Annotated in this window: 15 protein-coding genes; 4 read left to right on the top strand and 11 right to left on the bottom strand. The window is 46.6% G+C overall.

Annotated features, from left to right (window positions below):
* Nucleotides 1–36 precede the first annotated feature (36 nt).
* A complete protein-coding gene (locus NQ565_RS16410; protein ID WP_005657118.1) occupies nt 37–2127 on the bottom strand; it encodes an RNA degradosome polyphosphate kinase in 2091 nt (696 codons plus the stop codon).
* Between the two features lie 60 nt (nt 2128–2187).
* Here NQ565_RS16410 and NQ565_RS16405 point away from each other — a divergent pair, with 60 nt between their 5' ends.
* The 3 genes from NQ565_RS16405 to rfbB all read left to right on the top strand — a co-directional run bounded on the left by NQ565_RS16405 (nt 2188) and on the right by rfbB (nt 4880).
* A complete protein-coding gene (locus tag NQ565_RS16405; protein ID WP_005657116.1) occupies nt 2188–2679 on the top strand; it encodes a metallophosphoesterase family protein in 492 nt (163 codons plus the stop codon).
* A gap of 134 nt (nt 2680–2813) precedes the next feature.
* Nucleotides 2814–3686, top strand: coding sequence for a glucose-1-phosphate thymidylyltransferase RfbA (gene rfbA, locus NQ565_RS16400; RefSeq protein ID WP_005657113.1), 873 nt, complete (start codon nt 2814–2816; stop codon nt 3684–3686).
* Between the two features lie 54 nt (nt 3687–3740).
* Entirely contained in the window at nt 3741–4880 is a 1140-nt protein-coding gene (gene rfbB, locus NQ565_RS16395) for a dTDP-glucose 4,6-dehydratase (protein WP_005657111.1), read from the top strand.
* 3 nt (nt 4881–4883) lie between these two features.
* Here rfbB and menA read toward each other — a convergent pair whose 3' ends face one another.
* Entirely contained in the window at nt 4884–5795 is a 912-nt protein-coding gene (menA, locus tag NQ565_RS16390) for a 1,4-dihydroxy-2-naphthoate octaprenyltransferase (protein ID WP_005657109.1), read from the bottom strand.
* 107 nt (nt 5796–5902) lie between these two features.
* Here menA and NQ565_RS16385 point away from each other — a divergent pair, with 107 nt between their 5' ends.
* The gene (locus tag NQ565_RS16385; protein ID WP_005657107.1) at nt 5903–6805 is read left to right on the top strand and encodes a metallophosphoesterase; all 903 of its coding nucleotides are present in this window, start codon (nt 5903–5905) and stop codon (nt 6803–6805) included.
* Nucleotides 6806–6990: 185 nt separating this feature from the next.
* Here the strand turns inward: NQ565_RS16385 and NQ565_RS16380 are convergent, their stop codons facing one another.
* The 9 genes from NQ565_RS16380 to NQ565_RS16340 form a co-directional block, all read right to left on the bottom strand.
* Nucleotides 6991–7779, bottom strand: coding sequence for a DUF4493 domain-containing protein (locus NQ565_RS16380; RefSeq protein ID WP_005657105.1), 789 nt, complete (start codon nt 7777–7779; stop codon nt 6991–6993).
* Nucleotides 7780–7798: 19 nt separating this feature from the next.
* A complete protein-coding gene (locus tag NQ565_RS16375; RefSeq protein WP_005657104.1) occupies nt 7799–9514 on the bottom strand; it encodes a DUF4493 domain-containing protein in 1716 nt (571 codons plus the stop codon).
* Nucleotides 9515–9529: 15 nt separating this feature from the next.
* Entirely contained in the window at nt 9530–11119 is a 1590-nt protein-coding gene (locus NQ565_RS16370; RefSeq protein WP_005657102.1) for a PCMD domain-containing protein, read from the bottom strand.
* Between the two features lie 5 nt (nt 11120–11124).
* On the bottom strand, nt 11125–12003 hold the full coding sequence (locus tag NQ565_RS16365; RefSeq protein WP_005657101.1) for a hypothetical protein: 879 nt from the start codon (nt 12001–12003) through the stop codon (nt 11125–11127).
* A 6-nt stretch (nt 12004–12009) separates the two neighbouring features.
* Complete coding sequence (locus tag NQ565_RS16360; RefSeq protein ID WP_016661765.1) at nt 12010–12744, bottom strand: hypothetical protein; 735 nt, start codon at nt 12742–12744, stop codon at nt 12010–12012.
* Nucleotides 12745–12757: 13 nt separating this feature from the next.
* Nucleotides 12758–14926, bottom strand: a complete 2169-nt coding sequence (locus NQ565_RS16355; RefSeq protein ID WP_005657097.1) for a DUF4493 domain-containing protein — start codon at nt 14924–14926, stop codon at nt 12758–12760.
* A 10-nt stretch (nt 14927–14936) separates the two neighbouring features.
* On the bottom strand, nt 14937–16205 hold the full coding sequence (locus NQ565_RS16350) for a DUF4493 domain-containing protein (RefSeq protein ID WP_005657095.1): 1269 nt from the start codon (nt 16203–16205) through the stop codon (nt 14937–14939).
* A 6-nt stretch (nt 16206–16211) separates the two neighbouring features.
* Entirely contained in the window at nt 16212–18683 is a 2472-nt protein-coding gene (locus NQ565_RS16345) for a DUF4493 domain-containing protein (protein WP_005657093.1), read from the bottom strand.
* Between the two features lie 201 nt (nt 18684–18884).
* A complete protein-coding gene (locus NQ565_RS16340; protein ID WP_005657091.1) occupies nt 18885–21851 on the bottom strand; it encodes a PEP/pyruvate-binding domain-containing protein in 2967 nt (988 codons plus the stop codon).
* Nucleotides 21852–22133 lie beyond the last annotated feature (282 nt).

The raw sequence follows: 22133 nt of genomic DNA, 5'->3' as shown, positions 1-22133 counted from the left end.
GTCATATATGTTACAGAAATGTTACAAACTTCTCTCTCAGCTTTCCACTCTCAGTTCTCCGCTTTTCAGGTATTCGTAGAAAGTATATTGCGCCCGTACTTTCTCCTTTTGCGGACGGGCTGATTTCCAGCGGTTACGCAGGTGGTCGTCCACAAAGCAGGCTTTGCGCTTGTCCGAGAGCTGGATGGAAAGCATGTCCGACAGTTCCCGTTTCAAATCCGGGTCCAGAATTGGGGTTACAGCCTCTATGCGGCGATACAGGTTCCGGCGCATCCAGTCCGGCGAACCGAGGAAAAGTTTCGGCTTCCCGCCGTTGCCGAAGTACCACACGCGGGCATGTTCCAGAAATGTATCCACAATACGTGTTACACGGATGTTACGGCTGTACTTCCGTCCGGGAATGAGGCAGCAGATACCCCGTACAATAAGGTCTATCCTGACTCCGGCCTGCGAGGCTTCGTACAGGCGGTCTATCATGGCGGGGTCTTGCAGGGCGTTCATTTTGAGTATAATCCTTCCTTGTTTTCCGCTTTTCGCCAGTTCTATTTCATGGTCGATGAGGCGGTTCAGTTCGGGAATCAGGTTGAAGCGTGCCACCAGCAGGCGGTGGAACACGGGATTTTCCTTGCCCTGAAAAGTGCGGAACAGGTTGTGCAGGTCGTTTACGAGTATGGGGTTGCAGGTGAACAGACCGGAGTCGGCATAGAGCGTGGCGGTCTTTTCGTTGAAGTTTCCGGTGCTGATGTAGGCATAGCTGGGCAGTTTGTGGCCTTGTCTGTCGCGGCGCAGCACAAGGGCTACTTTGGCATGTACCTTCAGTCCGGGCAGGCTGAACAGGATATTGATACCGGCGGCTTTCATCATCTCGGCGGTGGCAAGGTTGTTCTCCTCGTCAAAACGGGCTTTCAGCTCTACGAAAACGGTTACTTTCTTACCGTTCTGTGCGGCGGCTATCAGGGTGTTGATAACTGCGGAGTTTTCCGCAACGCGGTATTGGGTTACCATGATTTCGCGCACGGTGGGTTCGTGTACGGCTTCGTACAGGAAATGGATGAAGTGCTCGAAAGAGTGGTACGGGTAGTGCAACAGCAGGTCTTTTTTCTCCACATACCGGAAGATGGACTCCCGCTCGTCCAGGCAGGTCAGCTTCATGGGCTGAGGCTTGCGGATGGGGCGCACGGCATTGTTCGGATTGGGCAGATGCCGCAGGTCTTCCATATTGAGGTGTTTGTCGCCCGGAACCAGTTCCTGGCGGTTGATGCGGAAGGCATCTACAAGGAAGTCCAGAAAATCGTCGGGCATGGCGCGGTCGTACACAAAACGGCAGACGGCTCCTATCTTGCGTTTTTTCACTTTGCTTTTCACCTGCTCTATAATTTCGGATGTGTTGGCGGACTCGTCTATCAGTATGTCCGCATCCCGCGAAATCTTGATGCAGTAGCTGCTGTCCACATCGTAGCCGGGGAATATCGTGTCGATATTGGCTTTGATGATGTCCTCGATGAACATCAGGTAGTAGTTCTTCCCGTGCTTGGGCAGCTCGATGAAGCGGGGCACTTTGCTGTAGGGCAGCTTCATCACGAAGTATTGGGGAGTTCTTCCTTTGTTTGCTTGTCCCTCTGTGCCCTTGTCTCCTTTCGGATACAGTCGTATGGCAAGGTACAGGCGGTTGTCGCGCAGGAACGATATTACCTTGTCCTTGCTGACAGGTACGGGAGAGAGATACGGAAAGATTTCTTCCCGGAAGAAGCTCCGCAGGAATTCTTTATGGAAAGGCTCTACGTTGCGGCTTTGGTAGAAGATGATGTGCTGTTGCCGCAGGGCAGGCAGTATTTTCTGTTCGTAGATGCGGATACGCTCTTCCAGTTGGCGGTTCACCTCTTCGTTGATTTCGGACACCAGTTGCATGGCGGACTGCACACTCTCTTCATCGCTGTGTGCGGCGCCGGTGGCAATGGCCTTATGGTCGGCCACACGTATTTTGTAGAACTCTTCCAGGTTGGACGAGTATATGGATATAAAGTTGATGCGCTCGTACAGCGGCAGTGTATCGTCTTCCGCTTCCAGCAATACCCGGTAGTTGAATGACAACCAACTGATGTCGCGCTTGAAATATCTGCTCTCCATAAATAAGATTAGGTTTATTTTCCAAATATAGCTACCTTTGCACACATAAACAAATGAAAAATGACAAAAGTTGGTTTACTGTCGGATACGCACGGGTATTGGGATGAGAAGTATTTGCAGTACTTCGAGCCGTGCGATGAAATATGGCATGCAGGTGACATCGGTACGTTGGAAGTGGCACAGAAGCTGGCGGCTTTCCGTCCGTTCCGTGCGGTGTATGGCAACATAGACGGGCAGGATCTGCGCCGGCTCTATCCGCAGGTGCTCCGCTTTACGGTAGACGGCGCCGAGGTGCTGATGAAACATATCGGCGGCTATCCCGGCAAATACGATCCGTCCATACAGGGAAGCATTCTGGTGCATCCGCCCAAGCTGTTCATCAGCGGTCATTCGCATATATTGAAGGTGAAGTTCGACAAGACATTGGGCATGCTTCATATAAACCCTGGCGCAGCGGGCATTTACGGCTTTCATAAAGTGCGTACCATGGTGCGTTTCGTTGTGGATAACGGCGTGTTCAAAGACCTTGAAGTCATAGAGCTTGCCGGCTGATTTTGACTTTATTATTTTGTCATGTCAGAACTTTTTCAGAACTTTGTGCCCTGAATAGCAACGAGAGCCGTGGGGCATTGTCCTCCTTCTTATTTTATTCTACATTTGAAGTCAATCCAATAAAGAACTGAAATATGAAAGGAATTATTCTTGCAGGTGGCAGCGCCACTCGTCTCTATCCATTGTCAAAGGCTATCTCCAAGCAGATTATGCCGGTCTACGACAAACCCATGATTTACTACCCCCTTTCCACATTGATGCTGGCGGGAATACGTGAAGTGCTGATTATCTCCACTCCGCGCGACCTACCCATGTTTCGCGATTTGTTAGGAACAGGCGAGGAGCTTGGCATGTCTTTTTCTTATAAGATACAGGAAAAGCCCAACGGACTGGCACAGGCTTTCGTGCTTGGAGCGGAATTTCTGAACGGTGAGCCGGGATGCCTTATTCTGGGCGATAATATGTTCTATGGTCAGGGCTTTTCCGCCATGTTGAAGCGTGCCGCTTCTATCGAGAAGGGTGCATGTATCTTCGGTTATTATGTAAAAGACCCGCGTGCATACGGCGTGGTAGAGTTCGATGCCGACGGCAAAGCCATTTCTCTGGAAGAGAAGCCGGCACAGCCCAAGAGCAATTATGCGGTTCCCGGTTTGTACTTCTACGATTCTACTGTAACGGAAAAGGCCGCCGCCTTGAAGCCTTCTGCCCGCGGTGAATATGAAATAACCGACCTCAACCGTCTTTATCTGGAAGAAGGAACGCTGAAAGTGGAACTCTTCGGACGTGGATTCGCCTGGTTGGATACGGGTAATTGCGACAGCCTGCTCGAAGCAAGCAATTTCGTTGCCACCATACAGAACCGTCAGGGGTTCCGTGTGAGCTGTATTGAGGAGATAGCATGGCGCAAAGGCTGGATAGATGTAGACCAGCTCCATCGTCTCGGTGAACAGCTTGGAAAAACCGAATACGGCAAATATCTGATGGAACTTGCAGACTCGTACCGCTGACAAGAAACATGTGACTTCTCTATTTCTTAATTTTTAATTCTCAATTTTTAATTTATGAAGACTTATCTTGTAACCGGTGCTGCCGGTTTTATCGGAGCTAATTATATAAAGTATATTCTGGCAAAGCACGACGATATAAAAGTTGTAATATTGGATGCCCTGACCTATGCGGGCAATTTAGGTACTATTGCCAAGGACATCGATGATGAACGTTGCTTCTTCGTGAAAGGCGACATCTGCGACCGTATCCTTGCCGATGAACTGTTTGCCAAATATAAATTCGATTATGTGGTGAACTTCGCAGCTGAAAGTCATGTAGACCGTAGTATCGAGAATCCGCAACTGTTCCTTATGACCAACATTCTGGGTACTCAGAATCTGCTGGATGCCGCCCGTCGTGCATGGGTGACGGGTAAGGACGAGTCAGGCTATCCTACCTGGCGTAACGGAGTGCGCTATCATCAGGTATCTACGGACGAGGTTTACGGTTCGCTGGGAGCGGAAGGCTTCTTCACGGAGAAGACCCCACTGTGTCCGCATAGCCCGTACAGCGCTTCCAAGACCAGTGCCGATATGGTGGTGATGGCCTATCATGATACCTACAAAATGCCTGTCACCATTACCCGCTGTTCCAATAACTACGGCCCGTATCACTTCCCGGAAAAACTGATTCCGCTGATTATAAAGAATATCCTTGAAGGCAAGAACCTGCCGGTGTACGGTGACGGCAGCAATGTACGCGACTGGCTGTACGTGGAAGACCACTGCAAAGCCATCGACCTTGTGGTGCGCAAAGGCGTGGAAGGTGAGGTTTATAACGTAGGCGGCCATAACGAAAAGACCAATCTGGAGATTGTGAAACTGACTATCGCTACTATCCGCCGTCTCATGGAAGAGGAACCGAAATACCGTGCAGTCCTGAAAAAGCAAGTGAAAGATGCCGACGGACAGATTGACATCAGTTGGATAAACGAAGATCTGATAACGTTCGTGAAGGACCGCCTCGGTCATGACCAGCGTTATGCCATCGACCCCACCAAGATAACGGATGCCTTAGGCTGGTATCCCGAAACAAAATTTGAAGTGGGTATCGTTAAGACCATCGAATGGTATCTGAATAATCAGGACTGGGTGGAAGAAGTTACCAGCGGCGATTATCAGAAGTACTACGAAAGAATGTACGGAAAGAAATAACCGTTACAGAATAAAGGCAAGGCTTAGCAACAAGCCGAAGAACAGCATATTACGTGAGGTTTCACCTAATATGCTGTTTAGTTTTTTACCGCTTCGTATGGCTGCCATTCTGTGCCAGGTCAGCACATGCAGGCAGAGGTAGACGCAGGGAGCCCAGATAAAGGCAAGCGGCTCTATTTTGCCGGTATAAACAAACCATAGGCTGAGCAAGGCGGCTGCCACGCCTAATCCCAGATATAGGTAACGGCCGAAAGGTTCGCCGAAACGGACAATCAGCGTACGTTTGCCGCTGAGGGCGTCCTGTTCCCGGTCGCGGTAGTTGTTTACGACCAGCAAGGTGTCTATTACCAGACCGCAGATGAACGAGGCTACCCATACGTCGGCCGTAATGGAGTGGGCTTGTACGTAATAAGTTCCGCCTACGGGGATAAAGCCGAAGAAAACCAGTACGAGCAAGTCACCCCAGCCTTTGTAGGAGAGTAGGGTGGTGTATAGGAAAGCGAATATTACGCAGAGCAACCCCAGCAGTATCAGTTCCCAACCGCCGTGAGGCAATTGTCCCCAGCACTGCTGCAAGAGTGTGCAACCTATGAGGCAGGAGAATATGAGCATACCTGCTATCCCTCGTTTCATGGCTGTGGGAGTAATCCAGCCTTGTGCGCAGGCACGTTCGGGGCCGAGGCGGTCTGCACGGTCACTGCCTTTCAGGTAATCGTAAAGGTCGTTGATAAAATTGGCGGCAATCTGCATGCCGCAGGCAAACAGGGCACATAGCAGCGCCGGTATGATGTTGAATGCTTCATCGGCAAATGCCAGAGCAGAACCTGTCAATACGGGAATAACGGCTCCCGTCAGTGTCTTGGGACGGGCGGCAAGTATCCATGCGTGGAACGAGTTGGTAGCTATTGCTTTCATGTCGTACTTTTAGAAAGTTATACTACAAAGATAGCGAAAGGATTTGTTATCTTTGCACTGCTATTCGGGTAAAATTATTCATTGCGTCAAACAATAAAGATAAATCTATGGCTCAGGCACTGTTTTATAGAGGGTTCGGGAGACTGCTGTTTTTTTCTTTTCCGGTATTGCTGTTCTTTTCATCGTGCCGGTCTGCGCGTAATTTTACCTCGCCTCTTCCCGGTGAGTATTCTGTCCGGATATCCGGATTTCCGGCATCCGGATATAAGAATGTGAAGCGCATCAGGCAGTATGAGTTTGCACACCGTGATGTTCCTGCCGCATTCGACGGTTGCAGGCTGGCTTTTGTCTCGGATTTGCACTACCGTAGTTTGCTGAAAGAGAAAGGGCTGAAGGACATCACCCGCCTGTTGAATGATTTGCAGGTCGATGCCCTGCTGATAGGTGGTGACCTGCATGAGGGCTGCGAGTATGTTCCGGCTGTGATTGCGGCATTGGGAGCTGTGAAAACGCCTCTGGGCACTTATGCCGTTCTTGGAAACAATGATTATGAGGCTTGTTACGATGATATTCTAAAGGAAATGGAGCGTCAGGGCATTCGCTTGCTGGAGCATAAAGCGGATACTTTGAAGCGGAATGGTGAGCGGATTGTGATAGCCGGGGTGCGCAATCCTTTCAATCTTGAACGGAACGGGCAGTCGCCCACGCTTTCCCTCTCTCCCGATGACTTCGTCATATTGCTGACGCATACTCCCGATTATGCCGAAGATGTTCCCATAACCAATGCCGACCTTGTGCTTGCAGGACATACGCACGGCGGGCAGGTAACGCTGTTCGGGCTGTATGCTCCTGTAGTTCCTTCTCGTTACGGGCAGCGTTTCCTGAAAGGGATAAGGACTAATTCCGAGAAGCAACCTGTCATCATAACAAACGGTATCGGAACTTCCAGTAAGAATCTGCGGTTGTTTGCACCAAGTGAGGTGGTAGTCCTGACACTGAGAAAGTTATAAGCGTATTTATATTTGTGCCAAGCTTGTGGCACAACCGTGCCTATTAAATGGCACAACTGTGCCACCCTAAAAACACAATTATGCTGTCAGGGTGGAATGGCTGGAGGATGCTCTTGCGTCATCATTCTGATATTACAAACAGATGATGGTGTTGCTGAAAACGTAGAATGGATATATCCTGCGTTTTATAAGTAAGGATTTACTTCTACATCTTGAGGCTTTTCTTCTACGGTGTCGTCAACCGAAATTCCCATGTCAATTCTGCCGCTGGCGCTGGTTTTTATATTCAGTTTATACCATTTTGCCGCTTCAAGCTGAATGGTTTGCGTTGCTGTACGCACATTGCCTTTATATGTACCGGAAACGGTGCATTTCAGATTAGGATTTTTACTGTCGATGTTAAAAAACGCTGCATCGTATGTACTGTTGCATTTGCCGTTACTGTCGAAGGTGATGATCCGTGAAGGTTCCGCCTCTGTAGAAACCTCAACGGTATAACCATTGAATACCTGTGCAAAGACTTCGTCATAGGCAATACTTACTTTGGCATTGGCCATAGTGCAGGTTACTTTGACGTTGCTTATCTCATTGGTCCTGACTTCAAAAGGGGCGCTTGTTCCGAAGTAACGTATTTGTCCCACTCCGTCATTAGCGGATTGTCCAACCTCTTCCGTGCAGCTTTCAGCCGTAACTGTGTAGCCGCTTCCTATGGGGAAGATGAAGGTGGTGTTCTTAAAGGTCAGAAAGTTGGTTGACTCTAATTTCACATTGCCGTTTTGGAGGACTTGTATGTTGTAGTCCTTCGCATCCGTTTCCGTAAGGTCTGTTACCGTGCGGGTGCTTACTTCGATTTCAGGAGCAGTGGAGTTTTCCAGAGTGAGATTAATCTGTCCGCATTCTTGTACCGGTTCATCATTATTGGTGCAGGCTGCTGCAATCAGCGCAATTCCTGCTAAAGCTAAAAGTTTCTTCATTGTTATAATTGGGGTTTAATTATTCGTAATCATAGTTTAAGACAACATTATCTATTTTGAGAACACTACCTACGACACGGTCTTCTCCAAAGGGAGAACTACCGTAACCACCGTTTTCTCTATGCATATTGGAGATAGTGGTATCGTAACCGGATTGAAAAAAGACAGTAATATATTTGGCCTTGCTTTGCATATGCTCTTTATTATATTCAAATTTGAGAGTCTGTGTGGTATACTCCTCTTGTCCGGATGAGTTGAATTCAATGGTACTTGCAATTTCTTTTTTATCCGCATTATATACTTTGGCATAAGCCAGGCACTTGTCGTTGATGACAGGGGAATATTTGTAGTCGAACGATATACTTGTAGGACGGCTTTCATGCTGTATGCCTAATGTGTATGTATCGGTGTTTTTATCGAATGTGCCTGTGAAAAGGTAACCTGCATATGCTGTTCCGTTATCCCGGGTATAAGTATATACTTCATCTCTGCTCCAAGTGCCACTGACTTTTTTGTTGTAGAATGCCAATGTTGAAATTTCTACAGCATTTGCGTCTTTGCTGCTGTCTGCTGTTGGAACAGTACCGGAACACCAGCGCCACCAGACTCCATAACCGACTCCTGTTCCCCAGCCTGTGGCACTTTCCCCACCTTTGGTCGTTCTTTCATTTCTCGTGTTCCAACCTGGAAGGTAATAACAATATAATGGACGGCTCCAACTGCCGTTACCTCCATTTATCTCTTTTTTATTCCAGACTGATTCAAAATTGCCATTCTCCAATTGTTCTGCACTTTCCATTGTTACTTGCTGTGAATTAGTACAGATGATGCTTCCAAAGCGGGAACGGATGGTATATTGGTTGTTGGCAACGAGCCCCTTTATAACAGTCTTTCCATTATCATTTATAGCTTGTATCCAGTTAATTCCGTCCGCTGAAGCTTCGTACACGATATTGGCCAACACTTTTTCCGTCATTTCCGGTTTGGAGCTCATATTCGTTGCCGTCATAGGAGTAATATATATAAATGTACTCCATACATCTCCTTCCATTTGCTCCGGTAGTGTAAAAGAAGGCAAATCGGGATTGCAATTCAGTGTATAGCGATTAGCGACAAGCACGTCTTTTAGTTCCCAAGAGTTCGATTTTGCTTCATTTAAAGTATTCGTACCGGATAATGTTAATGTATAATCCTTGCCTGCCGGTACAAAAAAGTCAGCGTTATTAGGGATTTCTTGTATGCTTGTCCCATCGGAAATCTCGATTTTGTAGGTGTCGTAGTGCTCAAGCAAATTATCGGCTATTGTAGGATGGACGATTGCGCAGGATAGCTTTACGGAAAGGCTCTTTGCTGTTTCCGTGGCTGTTGTAATCCGGAACTCTTCTGTTGCGGCATATAAATAAGGAGCGGTTCCCATGTTTTCCGTTCCATAAGATGCTTCTAACCTGTAAAAGCCTTCATCCAATACTAAAGACGTGAACTCTCCTGTTTGGTTGTACACCACTTCTCCGGTCTGCGTATCGGTTACTTTGTATGTCAGTTCAGATGCCGTTGGTGCGGTAAAAGTGCTTGTGGCACGGGTGACAGTCTCTGCTGAGGCTTCTGCCGAAATATCCACATCTTTCAGCACGAGCCGTCCTTTGCCTTTGTACGAGGGTTGCAAAACGTCTTCCTGGCAGCTTGTAAACCCAAGAAACAGGCAGAGTATGAATATGTATCGCATTGCGTTTCTCATATCTTCTTATTCTTTTCAATAGTCATAATCCAAACTAAACTCATCTACGTGAAGTGTGCTTCCTCTGCCCCCTACGAAGTAGTCGCCATATTTACTTGCCGAGCATACGATGACAATGTAGGTTGGTACACGGTTAGTAACACGGTAGTCCAGGTTCAATTCGAACTTTTTGTATTCCGTTACTGTTGTTCCGCTGTACATTTCGGCATAGGCGATGATATGCTCGTCGTTTTTGTCAAACAGCTTTCTGTTGGTAGGGCGGGTGCGTATCTCTATCGGTTCCGTCCAATCGCCCAAAGCGATGTATATGGCACATGTATCGGGCTTTCCCTTGTAATTTTGGAAACGCGTATAGTCCTGACTACCTTCGGCTGGCAGGTCTGTGACAGGTGCGGTGGTATATTTGTAGTATCCTTTCAATTTTGTCGGGCGGCCTGTAAATGGCTGGCCGAAGTTCAAAATACCGTTTGTACCGTCCACCTTGATGAATTTTCCCGTAAACAGGTTGCCGGCAGCAAATTTCACGATTACATTCTTCGATTCCAGCCTGGCTGCTTTGCCGCTTCCGGCAGCGGTGTCATCGGTGGGGGTGGAATTGCTCTGACTGGCTGTGGTAACGCCTATATTGCCGGTATCCCAAAATGGCGTACTATTTTCTTCCCAGGGGTTTGCCACTTTGCCATCCATGCTCCAATAATCGAAAGAAGCATTGGGCAGTTCTATTGCCGCTGTAGTGGTGAAGGTCTTTTCCGTACTTATGGAAGTTCCCGAATATGCACGGCAGACATAGGCGGTCGATGCTTTCAGGTGAGGAATGCGGGCCGAGAAACTGCCACCGGTCGTTATCATATAGGAAGCATCTACTTTCTGCCACTCTTCAGAGGTTGCCTCACGTATTTCGAAGCCGTTGTCTTCGCCTTCAAGCCCCTCTCCATACAGCCAGGCTACATTGACCCAACCGTCTGCCGATGTTATCTTGACAGCATCTGTTTCGAACACATTGAGTGTCCAGTCTTCCAGTATATCCCGGTAAGTGACGATTACGATTTGCGGTTGTCCGCCTGTAAAGTTCATTACCGTGGCGTTGCCGTCGTATCCGTGTATGGTGGAGCCGGTAGGTCCTAACTTTAGTTCTTTGATTTTAATTTTGGACAAATCCTGCTCTTTGCTTACATAGGCAATGGCTCTTCTCTCTTTTTCGTTTACATAGAAAATGGCCTCACCGATTTGGCCTTCTACAACAAAACGGCGGTCGATCGGCTGTTTGGCTATGATTTTCCACGGATAATCCTGGTAGAGGGACAGGATAACTGTTTGAGGATTGGTCAGGTCGAAAGTCGTGTCCGGACGTAAGATGCTTCTTGCACCTTCCGTCATTTCCACTTTCCTGATATATACTTTCTTCATATTTACGGTATCGGCAAGGGTCACTGTCACTGTACGGTTCTCCGTACTGATAACTGCTCCTGTAGTTTCCCCCTCTACTTCGAGCGCGGTAATGTCGAGCTTTATAATGGGATAGGGTACATTGTTCTCTATGCAGGAGCTCAGCAGCCCTGCCAATATCAGGAACAGTCCGGTTGCATATATTTTTATTTTCTTCATGTATCTTACAGGCAAAGTGTAATTCCTATATTTATGTTGAACAAGTTTATTTTGAAGTCGGCGCCGCTGGCAGTGCGTTTGCCTGTTTCACCTTCATTGTTCTTCTGTTTTTCTATTCTGTACTTGAAGCCGACAACACCGAATGACATCTCGGCGCATACATTCTCCATGATGAATACGGCAACACCGGGATTCAAACCCAGATGTATCTCGTGTATGGTGGTTTCCGTGCGTTTCAATGCTTCGTCCTTGCCACGGGTGAAAGTGCTGCTGCCATTGTTGTAGGAAAGCGAACTCTCATTGAAGAATCCGAAGCGCTTGCCTCTGTCCAGTCCCACATACGAACGGTGGAACAGTGCGATGCTATACGAGTCTTCCGAATAGCGTATGTCTTTGAGGTCGAAACTCAAATCGTCGTCAATGTTTAGCGATATGTTACCCAGGTCGGCTACGGTGTGGTTATACCCGGCTTTGAGTCCGACTATGACATTGTCCTTGAATGCATAACCTACAAATGGTCTGACGGATATTGTACGGAAGTTGCAATCAAAGTCTTTTATCAATGAGAACAGCATCCGGCTGTCTTCGCCGTCATAATTGATATAGGAGAACGTAAGTCCGCCTACCCATTTCTTTTTGGGTATAAAACGGTAATTGATAATTCCCCGGTCGAAGCGTCCGACCGGTTTGGTATAGATAATTTCCGAACTGTCCGGTTGAGTCGCTTCAACAGCCGGCCGTTCAATGTATATCGTGTCGTGTACATAAACTGTCCGTACCCGTAACGAGTCGTGCGCTTGGGATAACGCTTCCTGCGTTTCTTGTGCCCGGACTGTTTCCATACCCACCATGATGCACATCATATATATAAGTAACTTCTTCATCCTTGATTATAAATAAAAGGCCAGTCCCAGACCTATGGAAAACAGGTTTATCTTGAAATTGGCGCTACTTGACGAATGTTCGCCTTGATACACCTGGTTGGTTGTCTGTTTGGTTTTACTGAAGTTCAATCCAAGCACACCGATACTGACTTCTACTGCAGTATAGTTGTTGATGAATGCCACAATGCCCGGTGCTGCTCCGATGCTCATGCCGGTGGTTGTGGCGAAAGTTCCGGTGACCGACTCGTCCTTTCCGTTTATTACTCTGGATTGGCTGCCCGACCATTCCAGCTGGGTTTCGTTAAAGAGTGCAAACCGCTTGCTTTTGCCCAAACTGATGTAGTTGCGCAGTATCAGCATACCTGAATATGTGTGTTTCAACTGATACAGGTCGTTGATGTCAAACTGATTGTCATCATCGATATTCAGCGTCAGGCCATCTATCTTTATCAATGAACGGCTGTAGGCAAACCGGCCTCCGGCCGCTATATTGTCTTTAAACGCATAGCATACCAGGGGACTGACTTTGAATGTATAGCCGTCGGATTTGAATCCGTCGATAATCAGGAACTGGTAGTTATCCTCGGTATGTTCGGAGTAAGATATCGAACTGCCTGCTATCCATTGGCCTTTGGGAACAAATGTGCTTTGTTCGATTTGGCGTTTGAATTCTTGCGCTTGGATTTTACCGCCTGCGATAGCTGCCAGGGCTAATGTTATGATGATTGCTTTTTGTCTCACTTCACAGATGTTTTTATTCATAAACTAATTCGAAGTCGTCGAGCCACATCGTACTTCCTGTTCCACCGCTGAAATAATCGCCGTACTTACTGGATGAGGCTACGATGATGATAGCTGTCGGCTTCCGGTTGGTATAACGGTACTCTACCGGAATGTTGAATTCAATCATTCCTTCTCCTTCTGTCGAAGATGTGAAGTCCTTTTCACCATAACCTATGATATACTCGCTGTTGACATCGAACAGTTGTGCGCTGCCCGGAGTCTTATAGTTGGTTCTGACTATTACAGGCCATGTCTCTCCGCCGTATGTTTCGCCGGGCCAGTTGCCCAATACGATAAAGATGCTTCCTATATCCGGATCGCCTTTGTCGATAAATTCGCAACTGTTGTCGTAGTTCACGGTATTGGATTGGTAGCGGACATATCCGCGCAATGCCGTAGGACGAGATTCGAACGGACGTCCCCAACCCAGTACACCATTACCTACGACACCATCCATATTGGTAGCCAGGTATTTGCCGGAAAATACATTGCCAGCCGCAAACTGCCCGATGCCTAACATGCTGGCGAATTTGGATTCCAGTTTGGCTGAGTAGCTACCGCCATGCTTTACAGAACCGTCCGCGGTGGTTATATCCGTTCCGGCCTTTTGTGAACCGTGGTTGCCGGTATCCCAGAACATCGTTCCGCCGGATTCGTATACATAGGTCGGCTTGGAACCATGCCACTTCTCAAACCCGGCATTGGGAAGTTGGGTGGCTTTCTCCGTAGTGAATCTGCAAACCACGGAAGATGCCTTTTCTCCGGCAACCGCTACATATTCATAGGTGGTAGCCACTTTCAGACCGGTGATGGCAGCTGTCATTTCTTTACCGTTCAACACAGCTTCCACTTCCTTCCAGTCGGATGAGCCGGTTATCCGGTAACGGAATATCAAGGGATCGGATGTTTCTTTCATCAGACCGCCCCGCAAGACTGCTTTCGATGTCCATATGTCACCTTCTGTAACCTCTTTGGTCAGCACCACTGCATCGGAAGCGGATATGGATAATACCCCTTCATTGGTGCGGTTGCGGACATCGGTAGCATGTAATATTATGTTATAAGTCCCTTCTTTTGCTGTGATATGTTTCATTAAACCGTCTGAAAACGTCACACGCATCGTACCGACATCGCTGCCGGTATTGTATTCGGATTTGTATGACAGACCGGAAGCTTCCAAACGCCCCCTTTCCATTTCCGTCAGTCTCATGAGGTTCATCCGGACGGGAAGTCCGCATTGTGCGAATTGTTCGCAGTACATGGACAGTTCATTGAGTACGGATGTACTTGTTACGGTATACGATAATTCCGTTCCCATGCCTACTTCATAGAATGCGGAAGAGGTTATATCGAAGTTTTCGCCGCGGAAGATAGGTCGTTGATAAATCTGTACTTCATCGGTTATTTCTCTTATCGGATTGGCGTTGACACTGACTTTTACCGTACCGCCACCGTCTGCGTAGTCTGTCGGTATGAAGTTGAAGGACAAGTCGTAGCGATAGGCGGATTGCGCATCCGGAATGTTTCCTTCTTTTGTATAGCTTTTTCCGTTGGGCATGGTTGCTTCCAGATGCCATTGCAGCTTAGTATTGCCCGCCGGCAGCATGTAGTAGCCGATGGAGTCTTTGGTTTCGGGAAGATAATCTAAAGTACCGTCTGCAGTGGATACCGTAACTTTATAGGTTTGGAATACGGAGCTCAATGCTTCATCATATTTTACGGCAACTACCGTATTGGCGATGCCGCAAGTTAGCTCCAGGTTGGTAACTTCGCCGCTGTTAATGTGGAAGGGACGTTCTTCTTTATAGTATACAGTTTCGAAAGAAGCGGGTACTGAGTCGCCTGCCGTAACAAGGGCTGTGTAGCTGCCGGCAGAGAGGTAAAGCGCTTCCGGAAGTTCGTTTACTCCTTTGTACCGGCGGACGGTTCCCTTTTCATTAAGGATGTCGATTGTACAGTGGCGTTGTAAAGAATCCTGTAATTCATCGGTCATAGAACGGGTTGTAACTTTCACCTGGTCGGTTACACCTACTTTCAAATGAAGCATTCCCTCTCCGTTCAAGGTGTACTTTTCCGAACAGGCGATAAATGAAATCACTGTTATGGCTGTCAGATAATATTTGAAGTATCTCTTTGGCATTGTGCTTTGCTTAATTTACGATAAGGGCTAATATTGCGGATGCCGTGTTTCCTTTGTTATCCGTAACCTTTAGATTGAATCTGTGGGTTCCGGGAAAGCCCACCAATAATCCTGTAAATCCACTGATATCAAAGTCAATATCGGTTTTACCGGTAACTTTATCCCCATAGGGTAGACCTAAGTTCTGGAGTATTCCGATTAACGCTCCCGGGTTTGCCAAGTCAAAGTCGGTGAGTCCCAAATCGGAAATGGCATTTGCAAAATCGGTACTGCTGGAAGTTATTCCTATCTCTAAATTCCGGATACCTTCCGGTACCGCTATTTTTACAATTACAGGATAGGGATTGTCCGTTGAGACACCGGGTGGTATGGTTATGCTCTGGGTAATATCGAAACCTTTGCCGGTGATTGCCGGTTTGGTTCCGGGACTCGGTTCGGGATTCGGTTCGGGTTCGGGTAGCGGCTCTTCTTCTCCCGGGGCTATGGTTATGTCTTTCTCTACAACCTCACATGTTGCATCTATCTGGATGTCGACCTTTCCAATCTCTCCATTGTCGCCGTCACCACCGCTGTTTTGTTTCATCGAATATTTAATGATACGTTCTTCACCGGGAAGGACGTCGATGAAGGCTTTGGACATCGTAACTTTCTCTCCTTGAATGGTTGCGCTGAGGTCGGCAATCAGAATGTTGGTTTCACCGATGGATTTGAAATATCCTGCACGTGTTTCGTCTTTTGCATATTCCAAACGCCCTTCACCGACGGATACCTGGACTTTGGAGTCTTCATCCAACAGCTTTTGAAGTTCGCTGTCATAGGCTATTCTTACCTTGATATTATTCAAGGTACAAACCAGTTCTTTAAGATCCGTTACCGTATTTTCAGTAATTTCAAAATCCTGTTTGGAGAAGTAATAGGGCTTTTCGAACTCTGCCGGTTGTACTTCGTGAGACATGGCTGTGATACTGTAATGGCTTACCTTTAGCGTGAATATTTCGGGCATCTCGCTGCATTTCCACTCTTGCACCATTTTTCCTTCTTTATCCATATCGTAAATGCGGATAATGAAATTGTCGGTATTGATTCCTGCACGGGTAACTGTAGTAGCTGTTTTCTCGTCTACGGAGACTTTTAATGCAGACAGTCCTATTTGACCTTCGGCACGATTGTCTATGTCGTCAGGACCTTTTTGGGCGTTTCCCCATTGCTCGCGTTCGCATGAAGAGAATACCAGAATAGCAAAGAATGCCAGAGTAAACAGGGTGTTTGATTTCTTCATATTTTGTTATTCATATATAAGTTCTAAATCGTCTATTTTGAGGCGGCTGCCTAAATGGGTGGTCCAGCCTGTTGCACAATCTGTCAAATCAATTGTTCCGGCTTTCTGTAAATCGTCACTGCCGAAAGAGGTTTTGGTTGTTGATAGAATATTGACATATATGTCAGTTGCTTTTTCCATATTTCCTTGGTAGTCGAGGTTGATATATGCTTCCTGATATTCGCTGTCTGCAGAACTTGCGGCTTCTGATATGTACGAGCCGCCTGCTATGACTTTATTCCCGCTGCGTATCTCGATTTCAACTTTAAAGTTGTCTGTCTGATAGGGAGTGTATTTATACCAGAATTTCATTCCGTAGGGTCGGGAGGTGAAAAGATGTCCAGTTGTTACGGTCTCTTTCTTGTCACTCCAATTATAGGTCCCTATGAATAAGCGTCCTGCTTTTGCTCCCTCGGGGTACATCGTGACAGGGGTACTCGAATATCCTCCGCCGGAACCGGCTGTGTGAATCTCCGCTGCTTTAGCACCGCTTTTTGCGTCTTTTACATAGATAACGGCCGGACAGGTTGTTGTCTGTACCGGTGCCACAACCCATGCTTGGGAATATTTGTTGTTTGTATTCCACCATATATCAGTAGCACCTTTAGTATAAGGGTAATAAAAATAGTGGGTGAAATCTCCAAAAGTCCCAGCAGACCACCGTGTATCGGAATCTGTATGCCAGTCTTCAAAACCGGAATTGGGTATCTGTAGTGCTTCTTCGGTTTTTACGGATACTTCATTCTTGACGGTAATTGTATTGGTTCCATCTATTACGGCTTTAAATATGTAATCGGTGCCAGGCTCTAATCCGCTAACCTCAACCGCATTTTTTATTTTTTCTTGTGATGGAGAAAACCAGTCTCCTGACGCTTTTCTGCATTTTACGGTAATATCCTTAACCGTCTTCAGATATTCGGTTGTTCCCTCCGTGTCTCCAACCAAATAGAGAGTGGCTTTTTTAGTCCATACATCTCCTTCGGGAGCAGTCAGGGAACAGGATGATTCACCGATTCCTACTGTCACGGTCTTTTCTTTATCTCCCGCAATTACTTTTATCTGTTGAGGTTCCTGTAACCCGTCTTTGAACGTGATGGTTACTTGGTGCGTATCTTTGTCGCTCTCTATGCTTGTAGGAACTAAAGGTTGCCAATAGCCGTATGCCTGATATTGATAGCTGACTTTGGATATGTCCCCTTTCAAAATGACGGTCAGCAGTATGGTAGTGCTTCCACGTTCGGCATTCATAGGCTTGGCTACGTCAAAACCATTAGGCAGAGATTTGATTTTGAGTACCAATGGCTCTTTGTTTACTTTACTCAATTTGTCTGTTGCGGTCAAGGTAAATGTATTTTCTTCGTCTGTTTCCGAATGAGATATATTGACCAGTACTTTTGTGAAGTCCAATATTGCCATTTTATCGACATTGGCACTTAATCCTTTTAACTCCAGCCCCAAATCTTGTAATGTGGTAAGCATGCCTGGTTCCGGATTTACCAGATCAATCTCGGCAGGCCATCCCTTGCTTAACAGAGAAGGAGAGCGGGTTGTCAAGACACATTTGGATATTCCGCCACGCGCCGTCAGCAAGGCTGATAAAGGGGATTCGGGTTCTGTCCATTCCGTTAACTCCCGGGCAACTCCCGATTCAAACCCCGTTGGCGTAAAGAACGGTGGCTGTGTGTTCAAGGCATCGTCCGAAATATCTATGGTTATCGGCACTCTTTCCGTTTCGTCCGTGAATGATACATCCAATTCCGTACCCCCTGCTTGTACGTCAAATTTCAGACGGTAATGCTGGCGTGCCTTTGCATTCTCTATGGTAGCGGCTTCAAATGTGACTTTGTTTCCTTGTTGTTTGCTTCCTGACAGGTAAATGCTTATCTTGCCAGGCTTTACGTATGCGGCCCTTGTTTCATTCTTGTCGAACGAGATGTCCGTACTGCCGGCAGGGCGTATGTTTACGGTGTAGTCTGTAAAATATTTTTTGAAAAGTTCCGTGTATTCTGTCGTAACTTTTACATTGGCAAGATAACATATGACCGATATGTTTGTACTTTCGTTCTTTTTTATGGAGAACTCTTTTGCTCCTTCGTAGTAAGGGGCTTCAAAACCTTGGGTTTCTATGTTTCCATAAGTGGCCTTTAGTGTATAGTTGCCGGCTGCAATTTCCGTTCCGTCTGTAAAGTCGGCATACCTGTTCCAGGTAAGTTGTACATTATTATTTTGAAGAACGGCAATTGAGAAGTCGTTGATGTCGGGTAATGTCTCTTCATCAGCGGTAGCACGTGTTACCATGTTTTCTACATTTGTATCAACTGCTAATTTCAGATTAAGTCTGCCCTGGTTTGCAGTTTGTTCATTCTCCCGCTCACATCCGGTCAATGTAATACATATTACTGTAAACAGGGTTAGAAAAGTTGTATATTTTTTACCCATTAACAACAGTGTTTGGTTATCTTTTTACCTGCTAATTCTTGAAGTCGGGTACAAAAATATGTTTTTTAGATGAGATAATTAGCGCTTATCGCCTTGTTTTGCAGTTATAAATGAAAAATGGGACATCATTTGTCCCATTTTTCTCAAAAAAAGAATAGTTGATTAATCTGGTTTTAATCTTGTTTTAGACATAAAATCTTATCATGAGGGTAGCAATACTACTCCCTGTTTCTTCTTTCCGTCCATTTTGGCGGTTATAGGATGTTCAAAGTGCACGTGACGCAGGTATTTGGACTCATATACAGCAGGTTGCGCATTCAGAAAGTCTTGATTATACACACCGTCATTCATGAAAGCATTGATTGTGAAATAGCCTACTCCGAATGAAGTCAGGTTCTGAAAAAAGTGTGTTCCCTGGCTAGGATCGACACGATAGTTCGTCAGTCCTGCTTCTACAATGATACGCGCTGCACTGATGTGGGGCCATTTAACGGGAATACCGAGCCAGGTATCACTGCTGCCCCAACGTCCCGGCCCTATCAGTACATAGTTCTTGCCCTCGTCCAAAAATTGCTGGTTCAATTTTTCTATCTCCCAGGCTATTTCCTGATTGTGGGAAGCGCTGTAGTTGTCGGTCTTTACATAAATTACATCCTGTAATTCATTCATTATGCCATGCCCTAATGAATTATTGGATCGTAGCAGCAGTTTTTCATCGGGAATGGCTGTGAGGTCCTCGTCAAGCATTTCCTTGCTGTCGACAATCGGGCGTATTTGCAACAGGTAGAACGTCCCGGTCTTGTCCTTTTCACGGTTCATGGTAGCTGCAAATTCGATTTCTACAGGACGGCGCATTTCCTGCTGTCCGTATTTCAATGCCAATTGCAAAATGCGGGGCAGAGGAAATACATCATGCTGCAAGATATTGGCGAAGGTGATAACCTTGCGCCCGCCCGGATATAAACCGTCACGGATTATCTGGTCGTAAGGGTCGTAGGTGGAAGCTATATATTTGAGAGCACCGTCTTTCTCGGCCTCTTTTACGTGTAATTTCAATAGGTTGAAACCATCGTCAATGGAGAAGTCATGTCCGGCGTTACGCAGGTCGAGTGCATAAAAACGTGTTTGGGTTTCTTTGAGCGCAATCTCCATTTCGCTGGTTTGCAGAACTTGGTTGGGGTGATAGGGAGAGAACCGGAGAGTCATACCGCCGTCTACGATGTATTTGCCCAGCCCGAGTGCCAGGTTGACAATACCCTCTTCAGCTTTTTCGTCTCCGATAGGATAATAGTTGAGCGAACGCGCCACGCCCGACATGGACGGGTAATAACGGTCGCCATACTGATTGCCGACCACTTCCTGCAGGATTACGGCCATTTTCTCCTGGTCGATGACATTGCTTGTGGCTTGCATATAAGCCTTTGAATCGCGGAAATATACAGAAGCATAGACTCCTTTGATTGCATCACTGAGCATACGGAGCATTTCATACTTATCGTCCAGATAAGGAATCATATAAGTATTGTATATACCGGCGAAAGGTTGGTAATGCGAGTCTTCCAATAGTGAGGAAGAGCGGATGGCAATAGGTGATTTTACCACATCGAAGAAAGTGAAAAAGTCCTCAACCAGACGGTCGGGCAGTTTGGCTTTCAGAAAGTAGCGGAGAATCACATCGTCGTCGGCATCGGACAAGGCTATCTGATACAGGTTGTTAGTCTCCATGAATTCATCGAACACATCCGTACACAGTACTACCGTTTTGGGTATGGCAACGCGGGCATTTTCAAATTCGTCGAATTCCGGATGATGTTTCACCATGTTGTCAATGAATGCCAGGCCACGGCCTTTGCCGCCCAGTGAACCGTCGCCGATACGGGCAAAGTTCGAGTAACGGTCGAAACGGTCGCGTTTGAAAACAGCTACCACACCCTGGTTTTTCATCTTGCGGTACTTTACAATTGCTTCAAAGATGATTTTGCGGTGGGCATCCACATCCTGAAGACTGTTCCACGTAATAGGTTTCAAGAACTCGCCAATGGGAAACATGGCGCGTGAATAGAGCCAGCGGCTCACATGGTTGCGGCTGATATGATAGAGGAACGATTCTGCCGGTACGGCAAAGAGGATATTCTGAAGTTCTTTCAGATTCTTGACGCGGGCAATCTCTTCCAGTGTGTCGGGGTTGCGGAAGATAAAGTCGCCGAAACCGAAATTGTCCGATACGATACGGCGCAGGTCTACGTCCATTTTCTTTGAATTCTTATCGATAAAAGCCGCATCGTATTTGGCTGCGTACGACACGTTCTCCGATTCGGACGATTGTATAATCAATGGAACAAACGGGTCTTCTTTCCGTATGGCGGCACACAGCTTGATACCAGCGAGTGCGTCTTTCTCACCGCGTTCAACGCGAGGGAAGCGGACGTCGGTGATAACTCCCAGTATGTTGTTCTTGTATTTTTCGTATATGCCGATTGCTTCGTTGTAGGTACGTGCAAGGACGATTTTAGGGCGCCCTCTCATACGTAGTGTACGTTGGTGGGCATTCAATGCTTCAGTGGAAAACTCCTGGCTCTGTTTCAATACAAATTTATAAAGATTGGGCAGGATAGAGGAGTAGAAACGGATACCGTCTTCTACCAGAAGAATAATCTGTACGCCCACTTCACTGACGTCGTGTTCCAGATTCATCTTGTCCTCTATCAGCTTGATGATGGAAACCAGCAAGTCGGTGTTCCCCAGCCAGCAGAAGATATAATCGAACGAACTGAGATCCTCGTTGGCAATGCGTTTGGTGATGCCGTGGCTGAACGGGGTCAGAATTACCATAGGGATGTGCTCGTATTGTCCCTTGATGGTTCGCGCTACGTCAAATCCCTCATTATCTCCCGTTCCCGGCATACATATAATAAGGTCGTATGGCATGGACGATAGTTGGGACAATGCTTCCTCGCAAGTAGATACCTGTGTAAAGCGCGGCGGATAGCGCAGGGAGAGTGAAGTATATTCATTAAAGATTTTTTCGTCGATACGGCCGTCGTCTTCCAGCATGAAAGCATCATAAGGATTGGCGATTAAAAGCACATTGAAGATACGTCGCGTCATGAGGTTGGCAAACTGCGTATCTTTGAAATAGAGCTGGTTTAATTTAAACTTACTGAGCATGTTTTCTCATGGTTTATTAGTTCGGAGGACAAAAGTAGCAATTTAAATGAAGAATGAGGAATGAAGGATAAAGAATTACCTTTGCAAGCAGTTTATACAGTTGTCCCCTGCTTTTTTGTTTGTTGTTCTTTTATATTCTATGTGATTTGACGTTTTATCATTATTTAATCAAAATATTGCTGCAATGTTTAGGTGTTTTGAAAAGTTTTCCTATATTTGCAGTGTTGTTTATTGACATTTTGTTCAGGCAACAAATAGTTAACAAGGTAATAACCTTTAAAA

Source organism: Bacteroides stercoris ATCC 43183, from assembly GCF_025147325.1.
Lineage (GTDB): Bacteria > Bacteroidota > Bacteroidia > Bacteroidales > Bacteroidaceae > Bacteroides > Bacteroides stercoris.
The sequence above is the reverse complement of the archived record's forward strand: the minus strand, read 5'-3'. Positions and strand labels throughout refer to the sequence as shown.

What these genes read in the sequence shown, in the direction of transcription:
- rfbB (WP_005657111.1), top strand. Translation starts at nt 3,741, where the DNA reads ATGAAGACTTATCTTGTAACCGGTGCTGCCGGTTTTATCGGAGCTAAT.
- NQ565_RS16410 (WP_005657118.1), bottom strand. Translation starts at nt 2,127, where the DNA reads ATGGAGAGCAGATATTTCAAGCGCGACATCAGTTGGTTGTCATTCAAC.
- NQ565_RS16370 (WP_005657102.1), bottom strand. Translation starts at nt 11,119, where the DNA reads ATGAAGAAAATAAAAATATATGCAACCGGACTGTTCCTGATATTGGCA.
- NQ565_RS16385 (WP_005657107.1), top strand. Translation starts at nt 5,903, where the DNA reads ATGGCTCAGGCACTGTTTTATAGAGGGTTCGGGAGACTGCTGTTTTTT.
- NQ565_RS16405 (WP_005657116.1), top strand. Translation starts at nt 2,188, where the DNA reads ATGACAAAAGTTGGTTTACTGTCGGATACGCACGGGTATTGGGATGAG.
- menA (WP_005657109.1), bottom strand. Translation starts at nt 5,795, where the DNA reads ATGAAAGCAATAGCTACCAACTCGTTCCACGCATGGATACTTGCCGCC.
- NQ565_RS16355 (WP_005657097.1), bottom strand. Translation starts at nt 14,926, where the DNA reads ATGCCAAAGAGATACTTCAAATATTATCTGACAGCCATAACAGTGATT.
- NQ565_RS16340 (WP_005657091.1), bottom strand. Translation starts at nt 21,851, where the DNA reads ATGCTCAGTAAGTTTAAATTAAACCAGCTCTATTTCAAAGATACGCAG.
- NQ565_RS16380 (WP_005657105.1), bottom strand. Translation starts at nt 7,779, where the DNA reads ATGAAGAAACTTTTAGCTTTAGCAGGAATTGCGCTGATTGCAGCAGCC.
- NQ565_RS16345 (WP_005657093.1), bottom strand. Translation starts at nt 18,683, where the DNA reads ATGGGTAAAAAATATACAACTTTTCTAACCCTGTTTACAGTAATATGT.
- NQ565_RS16350 (WP_005657095.1), bottom strand. Translation starts at nt 16,205, where the DNA reads ATGAAGAAATCAAACACCCTGTTTACTCTGGCATTCTTTGCTATTCTG.
- rfbA (WP_005657113.1), top strand. Translation starts at nt 2,814, where the DNA reads ATGAAAGGAATTATTCTTGCAGGTGGCAGCGCCACTCGTCTCTATCCA.
- NQ565_RS16375 (WP_005657104.1), bottom strand. Translation starts at nt 9,514, where the DNA reads ATGAGAAACGCAATGCGATACATATTCATACTCTGCCTGTTTCTTGGG.
- NQ565_RS16365 (WP_005657101.1), bottom strand. Translation starts at nt 12,003, where the DNA reads ATGAAGAAGTTACTTATATATATGATGTGCATCATGGTGGGTATGGAA.